A 22,660-nucleotide genomic window follows, 5' to 3' on the forward strand; every position below is an offset into this window, starting at 1 on the left:
GTATGAAAAAAATATTGCTTACATTAGTTGCTGCAGGCTGTTTTGTTTTACCTTTATCTGTTTATGCTTCGGATGATATTCATGATGTGAGTATCAAGAATGCTATGGAAGTAATGCCTGAGAAAGTCAAAAATAAACTTGGAGATTTTAAGTTTTATTTTGGTAAAGATTCAAAGCCATTTGATTACTCAGCTGGAGGAACAGTATATACTAGTAAAAGGACTAATGGTGTCTTTAAAAACTATCAGAAGTCTTGTAATTGGGCTTTTTATTCAGCATTAATTGATCTAAAAGAGCAATCACAAGCTGCAGGTGGCAAAGGCGTTGCAGATATCGAATCTAATTGGAAAAATAATCCTACATCAAGTAAAGATACTTATGTTTGTGGTGATGGTCTTTTAATGTCTGGAGTTGCATTAAAAGGAGTTGTTATCAAATAGTATTTTAACAGCATAACCTTGATAATGCTTTAATTCCTTGTCTAGGATTTTTCACAAAGGGGTTATTTTTATCCCAAGCATATCCCGCTAAGATTGATACGATTTGTTCTTTTATGTTTTCGGTGCTATTTTTATGAAATATTATATCCTGCAAGCTACCTTCATACCAAGCGCTAACAAATTCTCTAAAAGTATTTATACCTATATATAACTCATCAACAAACTCTTTTTGCCAATCTACATCTATACCCCTTAGATGTCTATCAAGAGCATTTGCTGCTAAGGATGCGGATTTAACAGCAATGGTTATACCTGATGAAAATACAGGGTCTAAAAATTCAGCGGCATTACCAAGCAATGCAAATCTTTCGCCATAAAGTTTAGAAACATTTGATGAGTAACCTTTGATAGTTTGAACATCAGATCTAAGTATTGAGGCGGATGTTAAGTTTGCTAAATATGGCATTTGCTTTATAAAGCAATCTAGATTCTGCATATTGGTATTGTTATCAATGAAGTTCTCTGGCTTTGCAACTACTCCAATGGATGATGTTCCATCAGCAAAAGGTATTAGCCAGTACCAAATATCTCTATGTTCTGGATGAACGCTTATAAGAATTTTATCGCGATCAAAACTTCCAGCAACAATATTATCCTCTATATGACAAAAATATGATTGTCGTATTGGAAAGTTAGAGGGTTTCTCAAGATTAAGTAATTTTGGTAGCACCCTTCCAAAACCACTAGCATCAAGTACAAAATCAGCTTCTAATTCATATTGTTTTTGAGTTTCAAGATTTCTGACAGTCAGAGTGATACTATCTTTTTCTTCAGCTACATGGGTAACTTCAGTATTATAAAATATTTTTGTACCTAGACCTTGAGCCTTATCAGCTAAAGCTTTGTCGAAGATCCCTCGCTTAACCTGAAAAGTATCACCATAACCTGCCGTGAATTTTTGATTAAAATTTATAGAAATAGAGTCAATATTATTATTGAAAGCAGCTCCATTTTTATGCTGAAATATTGCTTGTTGTTTAATTACATCAAGCATATCAGCTTCTTCAAAATACTGCATTGATTGAGGTAAGAGACTTTCACCTATTGAAAATCTTGGGAATATTTGTCTTTCAATGATAATTACATCATAACCTTTTTTGACTAGTATTGCTGCTGCAACCGAGCCGGATGGACCAGCGCCAATTATTGCAACCGTAGCCTTTAAATTATTATTGAGCATGCAAGCCTTAAACTTAGATTTACATGTGAATTTTAGCACTATTAATTATTATTAGATACTTTCATCGCAATTTTAGTCATAGTTTATGTACAAGATAAATACTCAGAAGGATGAGATATTTTTATTTTCTGACCTGACAACTTGAGCAGCCAGTTAAGTTTGCAACAAATTTGATTCTGGTTGATAAATATCTCATTATGGCAATTACAATACCTAACCCAACTATCGCAATTGCTGTATACACGATAGATTTAACTGGTGTATTAAGTATATTGCCTAGCTGATATACCACAACTGCAGAAGTATATGCCATTGCTGAGCTCCATATAATAGATAAAATAGCCCATCCTCTGGTAGATTCTCTAACTGTGGCACCAATTACAGATATACAAGGTATATATAATAGTACGAATAGTAAGTATGAAAATGCAGCTAGACCAGAGCTAAATTTACTTGTCATATTGCCCATAGCAGAGCTACTCATGTTAGCATCTGCCTCGTTACTTGTGATTGGGTTAAGATCCATATTGAAAAGGTTATCCCAAGTACTATATATAGCGTCTTTAAAGTTATCTGTAATACTGTAACTATCTGGAATACCCTGACTATCATCTTGTGTATAAAGAGTATTTAAAGTACCTACAACAACCTCTTTTGCAAGCACCCCAGTCATTAAACCAACAGTAGCTTGCCAGTTATCATTATTAACTCCCATAGGTGCAAATATTGGAGTTATCTCTTTACCTGCATAGCTAAGAGCAGATTCGTTTTTAGTTACATTGATGCTATTTAGGCTTCCGATGATAACTGCTATTGGTACTATAACTTTACCTGCTTTAAGTAGAAATGATTTTAGACGATTCCAACTGTAGAGCATAATTGTACTAAGGTGAGGTAAGTGATATTTTGGTATATCTAATACAAAAGGAGTTGCTTCATTTTTTAGGAATGTAAATTTAATAACATATCCTGTCAAAATTGCTGCAATAATTCCTAGTAAATAAAGTAAAAATATTACTGAAGCACCGTGGTCAGGAAAAAATGCTGTTGCAAATACTGAGAAGATAGCAAGCCTAGCGCCACATGACATAAATGGTGACATCATGATTGTCATTAAACGATCTTCTCGAGTTTCTAGAGTTCTTGAGGCCATAATTGAAGCAACATTGCATCCAAAGCCAACAATCATAGGTACAAAAGCTTTACCAGAAAGTCCTATAGATTGCATAAATCTATCAATGACAAAAGCGGCTCTTGACATATATCCAGAGTCTTCAAGTAGAGATAAGAATATAAATAGGAAGCCAATTTGAGGGATGAATGCAAGTACTGTGTTAATACCTGTACCAAAGCCTTGGGATAATATCATAGTCAATTGTTCAGGTAGACCAATCATATTCGAGTAATATGCAACACCATCAATAAATACTGAAGCTGTAAAATCATCAAACAAAGGCTGTACTGCAGAACCAAATGTTATTGAGAAAAAGAACATTAGGTACATCATCATTAGGAACACAGGTATCCCTAAAAAACGGTTCATACATACAGAGTCCAATACTTGTGTTATGCTTCTACTGGATTTTGAAGCTGTATAGCTAACCGTGTTTTTAAGGATATCATCTACTATGCCATAGCGAGTTTCTGGTATTTTGTGTCCAGATTTAGCTATTAATTCTGAGTGCTCTGAAAGTAGTGCTTCAATATCAATATCTTGATTATCCTGTTCAAGTTGGATAGTTCGACCCTCATAAAGCTCTCCAGCTAGCCATAAGTTTGCTGTATCTGATTGACGTAGTTCTTGAAGTTGATTATCTAATCTCAATATCTCTTTAGGATAGTGAGATTTTAAGTCATAGTGTGAGGCCGACTGTGGTTTAGTGAGAGCGTTTTTAAGTTCATTTATTCCAACACCTTTTGAACCAATTACTGGAAAAACATTTATTCCTAAGAGTTTAGATAATTTGTCAAAATCAATTATAGTTCCACTTTTATTAGCGACATCCACCATGTTTACAGCTAGTATTATTGGAACATTTAACTCTAGTAGTTGTATGGTTAGATACATACTTCTTTCAAGATTAGATGCATCTAAAACATTTATTATTGCATCCGGTTTTTCTTGTATAACATAGTTGAAAGCTATTTGTTCATCAATAGAGCTACTATCGGATGCTGATAGGCTGTATATACCGGGTATATCAACTATTTCAACTTGTTGATCATCAACTTTAAAATAACCAACTTTTTTATCTACTGTAACGCCAGACCAGTTACCTACCTTTTGATTAAGTCCTGTCAGTACATTGAAGATTGTTGTTTTACCACAGTTTGGATTACCAACTAAGGCATATCTCATGATTTGATCTCCTCTAGATCTAATAGGTCTAGTTCTTTTACACGTATGGAAATATCAGCATTTCTTACACTGACTTGGCATGGACCACCAAAAATAGCTTTACGTTTTATTTCTAGAGTTTTACCAGGCAATAAGCCTAAGGATAAAAGTCTGTTTTTATAGGCGACTGGACAACTTTGGAGGTATCCTTTGATTAAATATTTAGTATTAGTCTTATATTTTGACATTTACCTATTCCATAAATGATAATTATTATCAGTATCGGTGAATTGTAATTCATATCCCATTTTTTTTCAATATTTTTTGATTATTACTTAGGTGCTACCACTATTTCCATCTCAAAAGTTTTTATAAGAGTAGTAATTATTATTTGTGCTGAAATTTTAGTAGTAATATATGTTTTAAGTAGGATTGTGTAGCGTATAACTCAAATTGTTGTCTTGATTTGGCACACCCAGAGGGACTCGAACCCCCGCATCCGCCTCCGGAGGGCGACGCTCTATCCAGTTAAGCTATGGGTGCTATATCTAATTATGTATAAAACCGAAGTAAATCTTATCAAAAATATAATTATACACAAAAGCATATACAAGATAAAAAATAACAAAGCCAATATCAACAATAACTGCTTCTATTAGCCCCATATCTAGCATATATGCAACAAGAGGGATAGTAACAATTAAAAGACCAGCTTCAAAGAGAATGGCATGCAACACTCTTATAATAACTCCTCTTTTTGAGCGACACCCGCCTGTTTTATTCTCGACGATGTCAAAAATATAGTTATATACAAGATTCCATAGCATGGCTATTATTGATACTATGATAGCTAGTCCTGCGATATGAAACATATCTTTGTGTAGGACAAACATGGCAAATGGGGTGAAAATCACTATTCCAAAAAATTCAAAGCCTATTGTGTGAACTAAACGGGCAGTGAAGCTCATACTTTTATTGTTCAAAGTTATACCTCATGTTTTGTTGTTAATACTATATGTTTAATTATGCTAAGTTATTTATGATATTTGCTAATTTGAGAGATTGATCCCAATCAATAGCATGTCCGGATTTATTTAGATAAATTGTACTTACTATAGATTTATTTTTTACTAAAGATATGGTTTTTTGAATACTATCAATATGCTCTATTTGATCATTATTTGATAAGAATATTACAGTAGGTATATCAATATTAACAAAATTATTAATAGCATCCTTATTTGAAACCCATTCGTTTCGAGCTATTTTCTGTTTCGCATAAACTTCTGGAGTAGGAAATAAAGTGCTTATATCAGAGTTTATGAATCTAGATTTTTCAGTGGTTAGATCTTTAGGAGAGTATTTATATAAATTATTGTTAAATACATAATTATAGATATCGTCATTACTATTGAATTTAGGAGTTTTTTTAAACTTTGTAGAGTTGTCATTAGCATTTGTTGGCAAAGGTGGAGATATTAAAAAGATTTTTTTAAATGATTTATTTTTATCAAAAGCTGTTTGTAGGGCAATTGTAGTTCCCATTGACCAACCTAATAGATACGTATTTTTCAAATTTAGTTTCTTGATGAAGGAGTTAGTATCATTTGCTAGATCATAGATGGAATAGTTTACATTTGAATTATCTTGACTTGTATTTATACCACGATAATCAAGAATATATAAGTTATACTTTTGCGAGAGTATATCTATAAAATCTTTTGGCCAAAAGTTAGCAGTAGTACCAATACCAGTTAACATAATAAGATTTAAGTCGCTCTTGGAATTGTTAACTTGATAATAATGAACCTTATTTTTGTTTATCATTATTTCTTTACTTTGGATATCTAAAGCAAAAATACTTGTTGTAATAGTAATAAGGAATATGGTCAGTACTATTTTCTTCATCTTTTTGGTGTATTTGATTTTTATCAAGGAGATTCTAACAAAAAAAAATACAAAAAAATCTTGAAAATGACTTTTTTGGCTCAATATCTAGTCATGCAAGAACTTAGAATAGGAAAATTTCTAAGCTGCACAAAAATTAAAAAATTTTTGAAAACACAAAATAGCAATAATTAACAAAGGAGTAAGATTGTTATGAACATTCGTCCATTACAAGACAGAGTATTAGTACGTCGTGCAGAAGAAGAAACAAAGTCTGCAGGTGGAATTATCTTAACTGGTAGTGCTCAAGAAAAGCCAAGTGAGGGTGAAGTTGTAGCTGTTGGGAATGGTAAGAAATTAGACAATGGTTCTACTCAACCTATGGATGTGAAAGTAGGCGATAAAGTACTATTTGGTAAATACTCAGGTAGTGAGGTAAAAGTAAATGATGAGACTCTTCTTATGATGAGAGAAGACGACATTATGGGTATTATCGGATAATTAAAAAGAATCTTAGAAATTTCAAAGGAGAAATAAAAATGGCTGCAAAAGAAGTTTTATTTTCAGATGACGCTCGTGCAAAAATGCTAGATGGTGTTAACACTTTAGCTAATGCTGTAAAAGTTACTTTAGGTCCTAAAGGTCGTAATGTCGTATTAGACAAATCATATGGTGCTCCAGCAATTACTAAAGATGGTGTATCTGTTGCTAAAGAAATCGAACTAGAAGATAAATTTGAGAATATGGGTGCTCAGATTGTTAAAGAAGTAGCATCTAAAACTGCTGATGTGGCGGGTGATGGTACTACTACTGCCACTGTATTAGCTCAAGCGTTACTTACAGAAGGTCTAAAAGCTGTTGCTGCAGGTATGAATCCTATGGATCTAAAAAGAGGTATTGATAAGGCTGCTGCTAAACTAGTAGAAGAGCTAAAGGTACTTTCTAAGCCGTGTTCTGACTCTAAGTCAATCGAGCAAGTAGGCACAATCTCTGCTAACTCTGACTCTACTGTAGGTAAGCTTATCGCTGAAGCTATGGCAAAAGTTGGCAAAGAAGGTGTGATCACTGTAGAAGAAGGAAAAGGTTTTGAAGATGAACTTGATGTCGTTGAAGGTATGCAGTTTGATAGAGGCTATTTATCTCCATATTTCGCGACAAACCAAGAGAACATGACTACTGATCTAGAGAGCCCATATATACTACTAGTTGATAAGAAAATCTCTAACATCCGTGAGTTACTTCCTGTATTAGAAGGTGTTTCTAAGTCTGGTAAAGCTCTATTGATCATCGCTGAAGATGTTGAGAGCGAAGCTTTAGCTACTTTAGTTGTTAACAATATGCGTGGTGTAGTTAAAGTATGTGCAGTTAAGGCTCCTGGCTTTGGTGATAGAAGAAAAGCTATGTTAGAAGACATTGCAATCTTAACAGGTGCTACAGTTATATCTGAAGAGCTTGGCATGAAGCTAGAAGAAGCTAATATGGAGCACTTAGGTACTGCAAATAGAGTACAAGTAACTAAAGATGATACTACAATCATTGATGGTGCTGGAGATAAAGATGCTATTGCAAATAGAGTTTCTCAAATCAAAGCAAATGTTGCAGAAGCTACTTCTGACTATGATAAAGAGAAGCTACAAGAAAGATTAGCTAAGCTATCTGGTGGTGTTGCTGTAATTAGAGTTGGTGCTATTACAGAAGCTGAGATGAAAGAGAAGAAAGACCGTGTTGATGATGCTTTACATGCTACTCGTGCAGCTGTAGAAGAAGGTATCGTCGCTGGCGGCGGTGTTGCACTTATTAGAGCGCAAAAAGCTCTTGATGGCTTGACTGGTGATAATGATGATCAAAACCATGGTATTGCTTTACTTAGAAAAGCAATCGAAGCGCCTCTAAGACAAATTGTACAAAATGCTGGTGGCGAAGCTTCTGTAGTTGTAAACGAAGTTAAAGCTAAAGAAGGAAGCCATGGCTATAATGCAGCTAATGATACTTATGGTGATATGGTTGAAATGGGTATCTTAGATCCTACTAAGGTTACTCGTTCAGCTCTACAACATGCTGCTTCAATTGCTGGTCTAATGATCACAACAGAAGCTATGGTTGGTGAGATCAAAGAAGATGCTCCAGCTATGCCTCCTATGGGTGGTGGTATGGGCGGTATGCCAGGCATGATGTAATAAAGTCTTAATATCCAAAAGTATCTCTTGTTGGATATGTTTTTGATATCATCTAAAGACTACATTTCAAATTCTCATATATCTTTTATCTAAAAATTAAATTCATCATTAAAAAATAAGCTTCTAGAATATTTATTCTTAATTATGATGTATATAATCATTCTATGAATTATTAGCGAGTAATATATTTTATGGGTTCAATCTCAACAGATAATAAAGTTCTTGGATTAAAAGATGTAACTATAATGGCAGTCACTGCTAACTTTGGTATTCGTTGGATACCTGTTGCCGCAGGCTTGGGGGTATCTGCAATATTCTTTTGGATACTTGGAGCTTTAGTATTTTTCCTACCATTGGTTGTTATAGCTACACAATTGTCACGTAAGTATCCTGATGAGGGCGGTATGTATGCTTGGACTACTAGAGCTTTGGGTGAAAAATCAGGCTTTATGGTTGCATGGCTTTATTGGATTAATACAATATTTTACTATCCAGCAGTTCTAATATTCTTGGCTACAAATTTTGCTTACTTTATAGGTAAGCCTGAGTTGGTCGAGAATCATTATTATATTACTGTGGTGGTATTAATCGCTTTTTGGTTGATTACGGTAATTAGCTTTTATGGTCTAAAGGCAAATAAATATCTAGTAGATATTGGAGGTATTTTAGGCTCATTTATACCTGCTATTGTGATAATCATTTTAGGGGTGGCAGCATATATAGCCGTAGGGCATAGTGCTACTGATTTTTCTATGGCTAATATAGCTCCTCATGGTAGCTCGTGGGACAATCTTTCTACTTTGACTATTATTATGTTTGCTATGGCGGGTATCGAGATAATTCCTACTTTTGCCAACTCTGTTAGAGATGCTAAGAAAAATCTCTATTATGGCTTGATTTTATCTGCTTTTATATTACTTGGACTATATATACTAGGTACCGTAGCTCTGAATCTGGTAGCATCACCTGATGATATCGGTAAAGCATCTGGTTTGATGACTGCATTTGAGATTATAGGCCATCAATTTCATTGGGCATGGTTTCCTAAACTCATGGCATTTTTATTAACATTTGCTGAATTTGCCGCAGTTAGTATTTGGTTATTAGCACCTGTTATTATGTTTTTTAAATGTACTCCTAAAGGAATTTTGCCGGACTGGTTGCATAAAACTAACAAGCACGATTCTCCAAGAAATGCTTTGATATTTATGGGAGTGTTGGTCACCTTTATAGTCGTATTTACAAACTTGTTGCCATCAGTTGATGCGATGTATCAAATCTTGATTCTCATGGCAACTGTACTTTATTTTATCCCTTATTTATATCTTGTAATCGCTTATATCAAGCTTATGAATCATAAGATAAAATATCTGTTTGCAGTACTAGTTTTTGTATCGACATCATTAGGTATAATATTTAGCTTTCAACCTCCAAGCGATATGACTGATGCTTATGAGATTGCAATATATGAATCAGAACTAATTTTAGGGCCAATGATTTTTATATTTGTAGGATGGTTTTTGTATAAGTTTAGAAAATAATGGTTAATATTTTCCTACAACCTTGTCGAAAGTTTTTGTTGTCAAAAATCTTTTGAGAGTAATCATAATCCAAGTTGCTTTCGTTATAAAGTATCTAGGTCTTGGTTTTTTTGCTACAAGAATTTTTTCAACAACTTTTGCTACTTCAATTGCTGGTAGGTTAAAAGGGATAGGTTTGTGATTACCAAGCATTATTCTATAGTATTCTTTATTGTGAGGTGAATTTTCTACTTCAACATTATCGATAGTCTTTAGAGCATTCTCTCTAAATTTGCTTGTTACAGGTCCAGTATTTAATAGGCTAATGAAAATATTAGTATCCCTAAGCTCAAGTCGCATAGTATCAGTCATACCTTCTAGTGCATATTTACTAGCCACGTATGATCCACGATACCTCATACCAATAAGTCCTAGTATTGAACTATGCTGTATTATTTTCCCATAACCTTGTTTACGCATGATTTTTATAGCTTTGTTAGTTAGATTATGTACGGCAAATACATTGGTTTCAAACTGCTTTTTGATAAATTGCGTATCTATATCTTCTAATGCGCCTACTTGTCCAAATCCAGCATTATTAAATACAGTATCTAATTTGCCACCAGTTTTAGCTAAAATAGACTCTAAAGCTTGATCAACTTGTTGATAATTAGTGACATCTATCAAGTAAGTATCAAAGCCTTCAGCTTTGAGCTTATCTACATCTTCTTGCTTTCTAGCAGAAGCAAAAACTTGATATCCCTTATCTCGAAGATAGATGGCTGTAGCGTAGCCAATACCACCATGAGAGCAACCTGTTATTAGAATATTTTTTTTGTTATCCATATTTATAAAATCTAAAGTATCCTACTAAGTTAGTTTATTTTAAGTCTATCGAATAGTCAAAATAAGGGAAAATTAAATTCTAAGCTGCTGTAAAAATATTTAAAAAGATTTGCTTTTATATAATGATATTGTAAACCATTAAAATAAATAATGGTTTTCAATTTGTGAAATATACAACTTAAGGACAAACTATATGTTTAAAAAAATATTTTTAATAGGAGCTTCTTTGTATGCCTCAGCGTATGCAAACGATATTGAGTTAATCGTTAAGTATAAAGATAATCAAAATAAAATAGGGACTGTTAGTGCTAATTCTGTAGCTACTATGAGTACAGTTCAAAACTATCAAGTCCTTGAAGACATAGATTCGAGAACAAAAGTTGTAAAAGTAAGTGATGGCCAGGCTTTACGGCCAACTACTACTAGTTTAAAAACTCAGTCAAGTAGTGCAGCCCAAAAGGTATCAAACAATAATGCTTATGCCGCGGCCAAAAATTTTATGGATAGTAATCCAAATGTTGAATATGCTATCCCAAAAAATTCAAAAATGTATGCTTATGATTTAAATAATACACAAACAACCAATACGACTAACTTTCAAAATAACATCATAAGCTGGGGACAACAGTGGGATATGCAGAGTCCGAAAGAGGTCACAGGTGGGATTGATGCTTATGGTGCATGGGACTTGGTTTTAGATAACCCAAAGAGAGTTGATGTCGCTGTAATTGATTCAGGATTAGCTTATGCTGCTCCTGAAGATATATCAAAAAAAATAGATAGAGATCATAGCCATTACTATTTTTTTATGAAGAATAGAGAGCTTAGAGTATCTAGCAATATCTATGATAATGGTAGTTTTCATGGTACACATGTAGCAGGGACAGTGGCTGCAAATGGTCCTGAAGTCAAAGGTGTTGCAGGGCCAATAGATAGTATTAAGATTTTGCCTATTAGAGCTTTAGGAGATGATGGTAGCGGTGATACTTATGCTATTTTAGAATCTGTCAAATGGGCAGCGGGAGCGCAAGTATATGCAAAAAATAGTAGTGGGCAATATTTAGAGGACAACAAAGCTCCAGTTAAAGTTATCAATCTTAGCCTTGGGATGTCTAGAATTGATCCATACACTGGACAGCCTATAGTTAGTCAAGATGAGTGGGAGGAGAACTATATGGGCACATTATGCCCAGCATGGGAAGAGGCCATTCAAGCTGCACATGAAAGAGGTGTAACAGTAGTTATTGCCGCAGGTAATGATGGTAAAAATTTATCTAATGACATACCATCAGGCTGTAAATATATTAATGCTATAGTTGTTGAATCTACAGGGCCGGAAGGATTGTTAGCACCTTACTCGACATACTATGCTCCTGATGGGATACTAAAGTGGGTAGTAAACAGTCTAGTTGTTAGAGCTCCAGGTGGAGATAGTTATAATTATGGCAAAACCGCCGAAATATACTCTACTCTAAATAACTATGAATATGGTTATATGCAGGGTACATCTATGGCTACTCCTCATGTTGCTGGTATCATTGCATTATTGTACGCCAATTTACAAGAGTCTCAGTCTTTAGGGCAAGATGTAAGTGTAGTAAGAAAAGCATTGCAAGATTCTAAAGATATTTATAGCCCCAATATTGTTAATGCGAAGAATTCATTGAATAATTTGAAGAGTACTACACAAACAATAGCAGCATAGAGATGACTTTGAAGACAAAAATTATTTAAGATTCTTAAGGGCTTCTTTTATTTCTAGATTTCTAATATTGGCATCAAAAATACATTCTGTTTTCTCTAAAATAAATTTTTGGATTTTCTCAACATCATTAGTAAAGTGAGCAATTAACTCTTTTACAGTTTCTTCTGATATATGGTTTTTATGTGCAAATTCTGCAACGTCTTCAATAATTTTTGTCATGTTCTTTCCTTAAATTATCTTTTTTATTTTGCCAAAGACTTTGTTTAGAAAACCTTTTTTAGTTCGCGATTTATTGGCTCTCTTCAGTTCGTTAAGCTTATGCATTTGATCTACGGAGTTTTGAATAGATTCTATATTTTCTGAATCGTTACTTTGCAGACAGTCTTCATTAGGAGAAGTCTCTTCTTCAGTTAGTTGTATTTCTTCAGAGTAAATATTTGGGTCATTTAAATCAGTATATTTCAAATCAAGGCTAGCAGTTTTTGGGGCTTCGGGTTTCATAGAAAATTTATTCTCAGTTATAACATAAACATCATTTTCATTTTTTTTGATGAAACCCTGGTCTCTGAGTGCCCTACGATATTTGTATATTAAACTTCTAGAAACTCCAAAACCATCTGCTAATTGGGCAACACTATAGCCCTGTTCAATAGCTTTTAGAATAGCTTTTTTTATAGCAAATTCTTTCTCATTAGGTATTTTCATATTAAAATATTTGACCCAAAAAATATTTATTTAATTATAGCTTAGCTATTAGATTTATACAACTTGTCCCGAGGCCCAACCAGAAGCCCAAGCCCATTGAAAGTTATATCCACCTAGCCATCCAGTTACATCAATAACTTCGCCAATAAAGTATAGGCCTTTGACTTTATTTGCTTCAAGAGTTTTTGATGATATTTCATCACAACTAATACCACCCAAGGTAACTTCTGCAGTTCGGTAGCCCTCTGTTGTCTGAGGGTATATTACCCACTCATGTAGCTGTTGATGAATCTTATTTATTTGTTCAGCAGACAAATCACAAATTCTTTTTTCAAGTAGAAAGTTCTCAAAAAATGTACTAATAAGATTTTTTGGTAGTAGCTCCGATAGAGTGTTTTTTAAAGTGACTTTTGAACCTTGTTCTTTTTTCGAAGTCAAAAAATCAGCAATATTTATATTTGGAGAAAGATTAATTTCAACACTTTCTCCTGAGTGCCAATAAGATGATATTTGTAAAATTGCTGGACCACTTAATCCCTTGTGTGTAAAAAGAATGTTTTCATCGAAGCTTGCTCGATTGTTTGAAACTCTACAATAAGTTGATACCCCACGTAACTGTCCAAACTTTTGTTGATCTTCTGAGCTGAAAATAAAAGGAACAAGGCCAGCTCTTTGAGGATTAACTTTTAATCCAAATTTTTTAGCGATTTTATAACCAAATCCAGTTGCACCCATAGTGGGTATAGATAAGCCACCAGTAGCAATCACCAGTGACTGACATACATATTCGCCAGAATTAGATTTTAGATAAAATAAGTTTTCTTTTTTTATGGTACTATCAATAGTTGTATGTAGTTGTATCTTAGCTTGATATTTTTGGCACTCATCTAGAAGTATATTAACGATATCTTTAGCTTTGTTATCACAAAAAAGTTGGCCTAGAGTCTTCTCATGATAAGGAATATTGTATTCACTAACCAAGCTGATGAAATCCCATTGTGTATATCTTGATAGTGCGGATTTCATGAAGTGCTGATTATCTGCTAAGTATCTATCAGCGGCTATGTTATAATTTGTGAAATTACACCTTCCACCACCAGACATTAGAATCTTTTTGCCTACTTTATTGGCATGGTCTAATACTAGTACACTTCGACCTCTTTTAGCAGCTTCTATAGCACACATAAGTCCAGCAGCGCCTGCACCAATTATTATTACATCATAGCTTTTTATAGACATAAAACTTTAAAGATCCTTTAGTTTATACCAGTATAACCCAACAATTATAAACATTAAAACCAAGTAAATGCTTATAATATTTGTAATACTGTGAGCATGAACGTAGCTTTGTAAAAATGATGTTAGACTAGTCATTGAGATATTCACAAAATACATAATTGCTGCTGCAGTTCCAGGGATATGGCGAAACATTGATATACCTTTACCCATCGATAATGGAAAAATTGATCCACATGTGAAATAAACAGCCATAGTAGCAATAATGATCAAAGATATACTATTGCTTATTAAGCTAATTATAAAGAAAATACTAGTTAATACTATAAATAGATGTATAACTACAAAAAATATTTTACCAACAGAGTAGTGATCTAATAATTTACGCCCAAGTATCGGTGCTGGTAGGAAAGCGCAGCCTAAAAATATAGCTAATTTACCAAAGTAAGCGGCTGAATATCCCATTATATCTTGAATTAAAAAAGGTCCCAAAGTATTGAAACTGATGATAAGTGAATAAGCTATTCCCATGACCACACAGAGAGTCATAAATTCTCTATTAGTTACAACTTCTATTATATCTTGTTTGATTTTAGTTATGCTTAGTTTTGATTTTTTGCCAAGCGTTTCTGGGATATAGATAAAAACTAATATTGTCAGCAATGCTACTACTATGCTAAAGAAGTAAAATCCAGATTTCCAACCAAAAGTATCTTGTAAGAAGCCGCCGATTATAGGTCCTGCAATAGGTCCTAATCCCCATAAAAATCCCATTGTTGGTCCAAGTTTTAGTAGCTTCTCAGGTGGCAGAATATCTGAAAAAACTCCTCGAGTAACAACTCCCATTGACCCCATAAGGAACCCTTGAGAAAATCTTGAGCTTAGCAAGACATATTCGTTTGGTATTAGAGTAGGTAGTAAGCTAACTATGACAAATAGTACGCATGATGATCTAAGTAGAACTTTGCGACCTATACCATCAGTAATGATACATATTAGCAGATTACCTATAGCATATCCTATCAGATATATTGAGATCACCATCTTTGAAATAGATGCTGTAGTATTTAATGAAATACTTATACCTGGTAAAGATGGTGCAAATAAATCTATACTCATGCCCATCAATATGGGGAATGACAGTAATATAAGCATTCTTACCCTATGCTTATAATTATTGGACGTAAAATTATTTTGTTTAATCAATTTGTTTTAAGAAAGAACTTTAAGAGAAAGTGATTTTAGCAGATTTTGCTAGTGATTGAATAGTCACTAGCAGTATATATGTAATATAAATTTTAGATACTAATATCTACCTTGTTGAATCATAGCTTCTGCAACTTTCTCAAAGCCGGCCAAGTTTGCACCAGCTACTAAGTTGTAGTCATAACCATATTTGCTGCTTGCATTAACACATGCTTGAAATATGTTAGCCATAATTTCACGAAGCCTAGTTTCTACTTCTTCGGCAGTCCAAGATAGTCTGCTAGAGTTTTGAGACATCTCAAGACCAGAACAAGCTACACCACCAGCGTTAGAAGCCTTACCTGGAGCAAGGTTAATTTTTTTACTTTGCAATAAGGCGATAGCTTCATTAGTTACAGGCATGTTAGATGCTTCAACGACATATTTAACACCATTGTCTATTAACTGCTTAGCTTCTTCTTCATGTATCTCGTTTTGAGTAGCGCTAGGAATTGCTATATCAGCTTTCACACCCCAAGGCTTCTCACCTGGGTGCCAAGTTGCGCCAAAGTCTTTAGCATAATCTTGCATAGTTTTTTCACCAGCACGAATTTTTAATAAGTATTCAATTTTTTCTTCAGTGTTGATACCTTCTGGATCATGTACAAAACCTTTAGAACCTGAGATAGTAACAACCTTACCACCAAGTTGAGTTACTTTTTTACATACACCCCATGCAACGTTACCATAACCAGACGCGAGTACAGTTTTACCTTCCATAGTTTCACCATCATGCTTAAGCATTTCGTCTAGGAAGAATACAGCACCATAACCAGTAGCTTCTGGACGAATTAAGCTTCCACCTGATTCTAATGACTTACCAGTTAACACACCATTTTCAAAACATGCTCTAATTCTTCTGTATTGACCATACATATAGCCAATTTCTCTACCACCTACACCAATATCACCAGCTGGCACATCGATATCTGGACCAATGTGACGTTGTAATTCCATCATAAAACTTTGACAGAAGTTCATGATTTCTTGCTCTGTTTTGCCTTTAGGATCAAAGTCAGCACCACCTTTACCACCACCCATTGGAAGTGTAGTTAAGCTGTTTTTGAAAACCTGCTCAAAACCTAAGAATTTGATAATTCCAGAATATACGCTAGGATGGAATCTAATACCACCTTTGAAAGGACCGATAGCTCCGTTAAACTGGTATCTGAAACCTCTGTTAACTTGTACGTCACCATTTCTATCAACCCATGGTACTCTAAAAGAGATGCCTCTTTCAGGTTCAACAATACGTCCTAAGATATTTTCTTCGATATACTTAGGGTTTTGTTCTAGAGCTGGTTTAAGAGTAGAAAATACTTCTTTAACGGCTTGGATGAATTCCTTTTCATGTCCATCTCTTTTTTCAACATCAGCAATTACGCTATCAATATATTTCTGAGCATTCATTTGTGCATCTCCTTTGTGATTTACATTTAATTGGGATATTCATTCATGTATATAGTCTATTAATGAAATGAGTATCCTACCAGCTTGGCATGTCACTGTGAAGTGAGTCTACAAGCTAAAGCTTAATATCAATCTATGATAATCCTTTATTATTAAAAAGCAACCATAATAGATGTATAAAAATAAAGCTTGAATATAGCATGCTGTTCCTTGACTTTATTAATGATTTGACTATAATCATGCCTTTTGTGAAAGGGAGTGTAATAATTATGAGAAGATTGTTTTATATTATTTCTATCTTTATAGTTGCGCTTGATTTTGCTAAAGCTGTTAACAGTGATAATTTTCAATCATGGAATAATATTACAGTTCTGGGTAATCTTGGATTTGTAGATGATGATTACTCAAAAATTCAATATGAATTAACTTATCAGGAGCGTTTAGCAAATGCTTCCTTAACCTCTTTCCAGACTCTTTATAGAGGTGGCTTAGGATATAGTTTAGACAATGAAAATAGTTTTTGGGTAGGTGCAGATTATCTGGTAACAAGAAATTTAGTACCTGAAGATGTGAATACTAGTGGGATTTGGCAGCAGTATTTGTATAAAAGCCATTACGAAGAATTTAAATATCTTTTTCGTGCAAGATTTGAACAATTACTAATATCGAGTGCTAATTATTTAACTCTTCGTGCTAGAATAATGGTTCGTGGATCATACCCAATTTCAGAAAATAAAAAGTGGAAAGTTATTGGTTTTAATGAGTATTTTCAAAATCTTAATGGAGATGGTGTAGTAGAAAATGCATCGTTAATTCAGAACAGAGCATTTGCAGGTTTTGGATATGAAGTTACTGAGAGTGCTAATATTGAATTAGGATATATGAATCAATTTATACATAGCTCTCAAAGAGATGATTTTATGGCAAATGTTTTGTTAGCATCATTGGTACTTAATTTTAATTAACTCATAATAAGTAAATTTTTAAACAATTTTCTTTAAGATAAAAAATATTTTACAAGTTATTGATTATTGTTTAGTCTAGTAGGATAAATGATGTTTTTCGTTAAATTAAACCAAAAGGAATAGAGCATGAGTATGTCATTTGGTTATAACTTTATGAGTCGTATTTGGAACCTCTAACATTAGGAGAATAGTGTATGTATATTTCAAACTTTTATTTCAAAATAAATTATTCATTAATACCCAAAAACCATAAAACATACACAAAGCGAAAACCTCTTATCCTTTAAATTTATTTTATTGATTGAAGTTTAGGAGGACAAAATGGTTAGTCAAAATCTAAGTATACAAAAAATATCAAAGGTTAAGCAATTAATTGTAGTAACCACATCAAATTGGCAGAGTGTATCGGGGAAGCTTTGGTTTTTTGAAAAAGACAATCAAAATAATTGGTTGGCTAAGAAATTAGCAACTGCTGTAGTAGTTGGTAAGAATGGCTTAGCTTGGGCAGATAGCATATATCAAAATCTAGCAGATGCTGACTTAAAAAAAGAAGGTGATAGTAAGTCACCAGCAGGTATTTTCGATATTGGTAAAACTTTTGGATTTGCTAATATCTCAGCAGTTGAATATGTACATCTAAAAACTGGAATCGAATGTGTAGATGATAGTAATTCAAAATACTATAACCAAATAGTTAATAGTAATCTTATTGATGATAAAGATTGGCTATCAGCTGAAAATATGTCAGAGATTGCTATCTATAAATATGGTGTAGAGATTTTGTACAATACTAATCCAGCGATAGCCAAAAAAGGCTCTTGTATTTTTATGCATATCTGGAAGTCTCTGACGACGGGTACAGAAGGATGTACTGCTATGGCAGAGGATGATATTAGAGATATTCAATCTTATTTGGATATGAATAAAAATCCTATATTGGTGCAATTAACTCAAGATGTTTATAAACAAGTACAAGATGATTGGCAGTTGCCGATTTTATATTAAAAAGGATAATTAAATGAGTAACTATATAGTTTTTGATAAAGCTAGACTAGCTAATTATATAAAAGAGCATAAACTCACAACACCATGTTATATATATGATAGTACACTTTTAGAAGATACATTTGCCAGTGCAAAAAAAGCATTAGATAAAAATTTCAAAAACGCTGAGATTCATTATGCAATTAAGGCAAATCATCATCCAACGATAGTAAATATTGCTAAGAAATATGGTATGGGAATTGATTGTGTAAGTGGAGGTGAGATTAAAAGGGCACTTGAGCAGAATGTAGATCCTCAGTATATTGTTTTTGCAGGAGTTGGCAAAGCTGACTGGGAGATTGAGTTAGCTATTGATAATAATATTTTTGCTTTCAATAGTGAGTCTTTAGAAGAGATAGAAGTTATTAGCCAAATAGCATCCTCGAAGAATAAACAGGTAAATATTTGTCTGAGAGTTAATCCAAATATAGATGCACAGACTCATCATTATATAAGTACAGGGCAATTTGATGATAAGTTTGGCATTGCTTTTATTGATGTTCTTAAGTGGTTAAAAAATGATTTTCAAAACTTTGACAACATAAATATTATAGGATTGCATTATCATGTCGGTTCACAGATATTGAATTATCAGGTTTTTCAATCACTAGCTATAACCACAAATGAGCATATAAAACTTCTCAAGCAAAATGATATTAATATTGAGCATATTAATTTTGGTGGTGGTTTGGGGATTGATTATCAAAATCCACAACAGAATCCTATAGTAGACTTTGATAACTATTTTGCTAGATTTAGAGAGTTTTTTGAGTATTGTGATGATGTTAAGCTACATTTTGAGCTTGGTAGATCATTAGTGGGGCAGTCAGGCGTGCTTGTATCACAGGTATTATTTAATAAAGTGACTCAAGGCACTCATTTTGCGATTATAGATGCAGGTATGACAGAGCTTATTAGACCAGCATTGTATCAGGCACAACACAAGATTGAGGCTTTGGTTGATGAAAGTGTGAATGAAAAGCAACATTATCATATAGTTGGGCCTATCTGTGAATCCAGTGATGTATTTGCAAAATATTATCAGCTTCCTAAAATAAAGCGTGGTGACTTATTAGTTATATATTCAGCAGGAGCTTATGGTAAGGTTTTAGCTAGTGAATACAATCTAAGACCAACTGTTCAAGAGTATTTTATATAAGGTTTATTTAAATTATGCATATATCTAACAAAAAAATTTCGACACTATCGCTAACAATGCTAAATATCTCAGCGATAATTAGTTTAAGTTCGATAGCTTATATGGCAACAATTGGTTTACAAAGTGTTTTCTTTTATCTAATTGCTGCAGTTACATTTTTACTACCAACATCGCTTATCTGTGCTGAGCTTAGTAGTATGATAACGCAAAATAATGGTGGCGTATTTAGCTGGGTCAAAGCAGGTCTTGGTGAAAAAGCCGGTGTACTTGCGATGTGGTTGGAGTGGTTTAATAATGTAGTAGGCTTCCCAAGTTCGGTGACAGCATTAATCGCGACATTTTCATATATTGGCTTTAGAGGTTTTGCTGAGAATACTCAAACAAGTATTACTTTTTGGTTAATAATGGTTGCTGTATTTATCGCTATAAGTTTATTTAACTTTTTACCAATGCGCAAAGTAGTACTATTGAATATAATTGGTGCAGTCTTTGGTATGATAATACCAGGAGTACTATTAGTTTCTGGTGCAGTATATTTCTTAGTTACTGGGCAAAGTAATTTGGAATATCATGGTTTTAGTGATCTTTTACCAGTGTTTTCTGTAGGTACTTATGCTCTTTTAGTTAAGACTTTATCTTCATACTCAGGTATTCAGTCAGTAGCTTTCCATATGACAAATATCGAAAATCCTCAGAAAAATATTCCCAAATCAATACTTATAGCTACTTTGATAATAGTATCATTAACTATTTTAACAACTATTGGTTTAACTATTATTATTCCTGTACAAGATGTTAATGTTTTAAATGGTTTGATACAGGGTATCTCACAAGTATTAAACATAATAGGTTTAGGTAATGTTAAGCCGGTAGTTGTGATAATGATAAGTTTGGGTATGTTAGCTGCTCTTAGTACATGGGTGTTAGGACCTGCTCGTGGTATGCAGACAGCAGCAGAACAGGAGCTTTTCCCAAGAATTATGGCAGGTAAAAATAGATTTGGTATGCCAGTAAATATGCTAGTTATTCAGATTTTGATAGTTTTGGTTTTATCTTCGGTATTCTTAGTAATGCCTTCAGTATATGCAGCATTTGCGTTATTGATTGCTATTACATCACAGTTCACTGTAGTTATGTGGATAATGGTTTTTGCTGCAGCGATTAGACTTAGGTTTACCCAACCAGATACTCATCGAGTATTTCATGTAGGTAGGAGAAATTCTAATTGGCTACTTGTAACTATGTCTTTAGTTGCAATACTTATGTGTATGTTAGGCTTTATACTTGGGTTATTTCCACCAAGCTTCTCACATGTTAAGAATGTCTTCCAATATACAATGATTTTGGTTGTGGCGGATATTATAATTATAGCAATTCCATTGATATGGATTTGGTTACATAGAAAAAGAATTTTATAATAAGACCTTATATGCAAGAGTTGCTTCTAAGCGCTAATTAGCTTCTAAATTTAACAAAAACTCTTTTTTATCTAATCCACCAGTATAGCCACCAAGTTTACCGTTGGAGTTGATTACTCGATGACAAGGAATAATTATGGGTAATAGATTCTTACCGTTAGCATTAGCTACAGCTCTAAAAGCAGTTGGTTTACCAATATTTGTAGCTTCTTTACGATAGCTGATTGTTTCTCCATAAGGGATCTTTATCAACTCATGCCAAACTTGTTTTTGAAAGTCAGTACCTGTTAGTCGTAAGGGGATAGAGAATGTTTTTAATTCTTTGTTAAGGTATTTATCAAGTTGATTTCTGGTTTGGTTGATTATGTCATTTGTTTTGAATGATATCTTTGCATTATAAGTTTTTAATAATTTCTCTATAGCATAAATATTTGAATCATTAATAAAAAAGCAAGCATATAGGTAATTATCATCAGCAATAGCAATGAGATTACCAATAGGGGTTTTAATTTCTTCGATATAAAATACTGTTTTATAATTTCCTTTGTTAATTACAGCTAAATAAATTTGATGAGTTTCTTTGAGCATAAGTATATTATGTAATTTAGATACATTAGATAATAGCGAAGTAATGGCAAATAGTAAATTTTATAAATTTTTTCCAATAGCAATACTAATCATTGGTATAATTTCTTTCTTTAGTTTTGGGGGGCAGCAGTATTTATCTCTTGAAGCACTCAAAAATAACTATCAAACAATATTGGACTTTGCTAATCAGCATTTTTTAGCTTGTATATTGGTGTTTTCGGTTGCATACATAGTTGTTGTAGCATTATCTATACCAGGGGCTACTATTATGACTTTGTTAGGTGGTTTACTATTTGGTTTGGTATTAGGTTCAATTATTGTTGTATTGGCTGCAACATTAGGAGCAAGTGTAGTTTTCATTGCTGTTAGAACAGCGTTGGGAGATTCACTAAGGAACAAGGCTAAAGGCAGTATCGAAAAAATGCGACGAGGTTTTGAAAAAGATGTCTTTAATTATTTATTAATACTTAGATTGATACCTATATTTCCATTTTTTATTATAAATATCGCAGCGGGTATGTTTGGTGTGAAATTCAGAGATTTTTTTTGGGCAACACTACTGGGGATAATTCCTGGTAGTGTTGTTTATGTATGGGTTGGTACAAGCTTTGCTTATGTAATTCAGCAAGGAGCAGATATTAACTTAGGCATCATATTAGAGCCTCAATTTATTTTGCCATTAATAGCCTTGGCTGTACTGTCAATTGTTCCAGTAATTATTAAAAAGAGAAAGTAGC

General features: G+C 33.4%; 22 protein-coding genes and 1 tRNA gene. 10 read left to right on the plus strand and 13 right to left on the minus strand.

The features are described from left to right. The first annotated feature begins 2 nt into the window (after window positions 1-2). Entirely contained in the window at window positions 3-440 is a 438-nt protein-coding gene (locus tag F7308_RS03455) for a hypothetical protein (RefSeq protein ID WP_013922459.1), read from the plus strand. Between the two features lie 4 nt (window positions 441-444). Here F7308_RS03455 and F7308_RS03460 read toward each other — a convergent pair whose 3' ends face one another. From F7308_RS03460 to F7308_RS03485, 6 genes are all read right to left on the minus strand, one after another. Further along, on the minus strand, window positions 445-1,680 hold the full coding sequence (locus tag F7308_RS03460; protein ID WP_013922460.1) for an NAD(P)/FAD-dependent oxidoreductase: 1,236 nt from the start codon (window positions 1,678-1,680) through the stop codon (window positions 445-447). 121 nt (window positions 1,681-1,801) lie between these two features. Beyond that, entirely contained in the window at window positions 1,802-4,039 is a 2,238-nt protein-coding gene (gene feoB, locus F7308_RS03465) for a Fe(2+) transporter permease subunit FeoB (RefSeq protein ID WP_013922461.1), read from the minus strand. Next, a complete protein-coding gene (locus tag F7308_RS03470) occupies window positions 4,036-4,266 on the minus strand; it encodes a FeoA domain-containing protein (RefSeq protein ID WP_041263635.1) in 231 nt (76 codons plus the stop codon). Before F7308_RS03470 ends, feoB begins: the two co-directional genes overlap by 4 nt. Window positions 4,267-4,485: 219 nt before the next feature. Beyond that, window positions 4,486-4,561, minus strand: a tRNA-Arg gene (locus F7308_RS03475). Between the two features lie 5 nt (window positions 4,562-4,566). Then, entirely contained in the window at window positions 4,567-5,001 is a 435-nt protein-coding gene (locus F7308_RS03480; RefSeq protein WP_041263637.1) for a PACE efflux transporter, read from the minus strand. A gap of 40 nt (window positions 5,002-5,041) precedes the next feature. Then, complete coding sequence (locus F7308_RS03485; RefSeq protein WP_041263639.1) at window positions 5,042-5,926, minus strand: alpha/beta fold hydrolase; 885 nt, start codon at window positions 5,924-5,926, stop codon at window positions 5,042-5,044. Window positions 5,927-6,118: 192 nt separating this feature from the next. Between F7308_RS03485 and F7308_RS03490 the strand changes: the two genes are divergently transcribed. From F7308_RS03490 to F7308_RS03500, 3 genes are all read left to right on the plus strand, one after another. Further along, the gene (locus F7308_RS03490) at window positions 6,119-6,406 is read left to right on the plus strand and encodes a co-chaperone GroES (RefSeq protein ID WP_013922465.1); all 288 of its coding nucleotides are present in this window, start codon (window positions 6,119-6,121) and stop codon (window positions 6,404-6,406) included. Window positions 6,407-6,444: 38 nt separating this feature from the next. Further along, window positions 6,445-8,082, plus strand: coding sequence for a chaperonin GroEL (groL, locus tag F7308_RS03495; RefSeq protein ID WP_013922466.1), 1,638 nt, complete (start codon window positions 6,445-6,447; stop codon window positions 8,080-8,082). 191 nt (window positions 8,083-8,273) lie between these two features. Then, window positions 8,274-9,623, plus strand: coding sequence for an APC family permease (locus F7308_RS03500; RefSeq protein ID WP_013922467.1), 1,350 nt, complete (start codon window positions 8,274-8,276; stop codon window positions 9,621-9,623). A 3-nt stretch (window positions 9,624-9,626) separates the two neighbouring features. Here F7308_RS03500 and F7308_RS03505 read toward each other — a convergent pair whose 3' ends face one another. Beyond that, window positions 9,627-10,448, minus strand: a complete 822-nt coding sequence (locus F7308_RS03505; RefSeq protein ID WP_013922468.1) for an SDR family NAD(P)-dependent oxidoreductase — start codon at window positions 10,446-10,448, stop codon at window positions 9,627-9,629. Between the two features lie 193 nt (window positions 10,449-10,641). Here F7308_RS03505 and F7308_RS03510 point away from each other — a divergent pair, with 193 nt between their 5' ends. Then, the gene (locus tag F7308_RS03510; protein ID WP_013922469.1) at window positions 10,642-12,153 is read left to right on the plus strand and encodes a S8 family serine peptidase; all 1,512 of its coding nucleotides are present in this window, start codon (window positions 10,642-10,644) and stop codon (window positions 12,151-12,153) included. A 21-nt stretch (window positions 12,154-12,174) separates the two neighbouring features. On the opposite strand, the gene F7308_RS03515 is transcribed toward F7308_RS03510, so the two are convergent. The 5 genes from F7308_RS03515 to gdhA all read right to left on the minus strand — a co-directional run bounded on the left by F7308_RS03515 (window position 12,175) and on the right by gdhA (window position 16,749). Beyond that, window positions 12,175-12,372: a hypothetical protein gene (locus F7308_RS03515; protein WP_013922470.1), complete on the minus strand. Its 198-nt coding sequence runs from the start codon at window positions 12,370-12,372 to the stop codon at window positions 12,175-12,177. Window positions 12,373-12,381: 9 nt separating this feature from the next. Beyond that, window positions 12,382-12,858 carry an FTL_1293 family small RNA FtrC-regulated protein gene (locus F7308_RS03520; protein ID WP_013922471.1) on the minus strand — a complete coding sequence of 159 codons (477 nt, stop codon included), beginning with the start codon at window positions 12,856-12,858 and terminating at the stop codon, window positions 12,382-12,384. A gap of 54 nt (window positions 12,859-12,912) precedes the next feature. After that, window positions 12,913-14,097, minus strand: coding sequence for a BaiN/RdsA family NAD(P)/FAD-dependent oxidoreductase (locus F7308_RS03525; RefSeq protein WP_013922472.1), 1,185 nt, complete (start codon window positions 14,095-14,097; stop codon window positions 12,913-12,915). A gap of 6 nt (window positions 14,098-14,103) precedes the next feature. Further along, on the minus strand, window positions 14,104-15,249 hold the full coding sequence (locus F7308_RS03530) for an MFS transporter (RefSeq protein ID WP_013922473.1): 1,146 nt from the start codon (window positions 15,247-15,249) through the stop codon (window positions 14,104-14,106). A gap of 150 nt (window positions 15,250-15,399) precedes the next feature. Continuing rightward, complete coding sequence (gene gdhA, locus F7308_RS03535; protein WP_013922474.1) at window positions 15,400-16,749, minus strand: NADP-specific glutamate dehydrogenase; 1,350 nt, start codon at window positions 16,747-16,749, stop codon at window positions 15,400-15,402. A 269-nt stretch (window positions 16,750-17,018) separates the two neighbouring features. Between gdhA and F7308_RS03540 the strand changes: the two genes are divergently transcribed. From F7308_RS03540 to F7308_RS03555, 4 genes are all read left to right on the plus strand, one after another. Continuing rightward, window positions 17,019-17,714, plus strand: a complete 696-nt coding sequence (locus tag F7308_RS03540; protein WP_013922475.1) for a DUF2490 domain-containing protein — start codon at window positions 17,019-17,021, stop codon at window positions 17,712-17,714. Between the two features lie 321 nt (window positions 17,715-18,035). Then, window positions 18,036-18,719 carry a L,D-transpeptidase family protein gene (locus F7308_RS03545; protein WP_013922476.1) on the plus strand — a complete coding sequence of 228 codons (684 nt, stop codon included), beginning with the start codon at window positions 18,036-18,038 and terminating at the stop codon, window positions 18,717-18,719. 13 nt (window positions 18,720-18,732) lie between these two features. Further along, window positions 18,733-19,917, plus strand: coding sequence for a diaminopimelate decarboxylase (lysA, locus tag F7308_RS03550; protein WP_013922477.1), 1,185 nt, complete (start codon window positions 18,733-18,735; stop codon window positions 19,915-19,917). Window positions 19,918-19,931: 14 nt separating this feature from the next. After that, on the plus strand, window positions 19,932-21,335 hold the full coding sequence (locus tag F7308_RS03555; RefSeq protein ID WP_013922478.1) for an APC family permease: 1,404 nt from the start codon (window positions 19,932-19,934) through the stop codon (window positions 21,333-21,335). A 33-nt stretch (window positions 21,336-21,368) separates the two neighbouring features. Here the strand turns inward: F7308_RS03555 and F7308_RS03560 are convergent, their stop codons facing one another. Next, a complete protein-coding gene (locus F7308_RS03560) occupies window positions 21,369-21,923 on the minus strand; it encodes a methylated-DNA--[protein]-cysteine S-methyltransferase (protein ID WP_013922479.1) in 555 nt (184 codons plus the stop codon). Between the two features lie 43 nt (window positions 21,924-21,966). Between F7308_RS03560 and F7308_RS03565 the strand changes: the two genes are divergently transcribed. Beyond that, window positions 21,967-22,659, plus strand: coding sequence for a TVP38/TMEM64 family protein (locus F7308_RS03565; RefSeq protein WP_013922480.1), 693 nt, complete (start codon window positions 21,967-21,969; stop codon window positions 22,657-22,659). The last annotated feature ends 1 nt before the right edge of the window (window position 22,660 follow it).

Source organism: Francisella salina (assembly GCF_000219045.1).
Classification (GTDB): domain Bacteria; phylum Pseudomonadota; class Gammaproteobacteria; order Francisellales; family Francisellaceae; genus Francisella; species Francisella salimarina.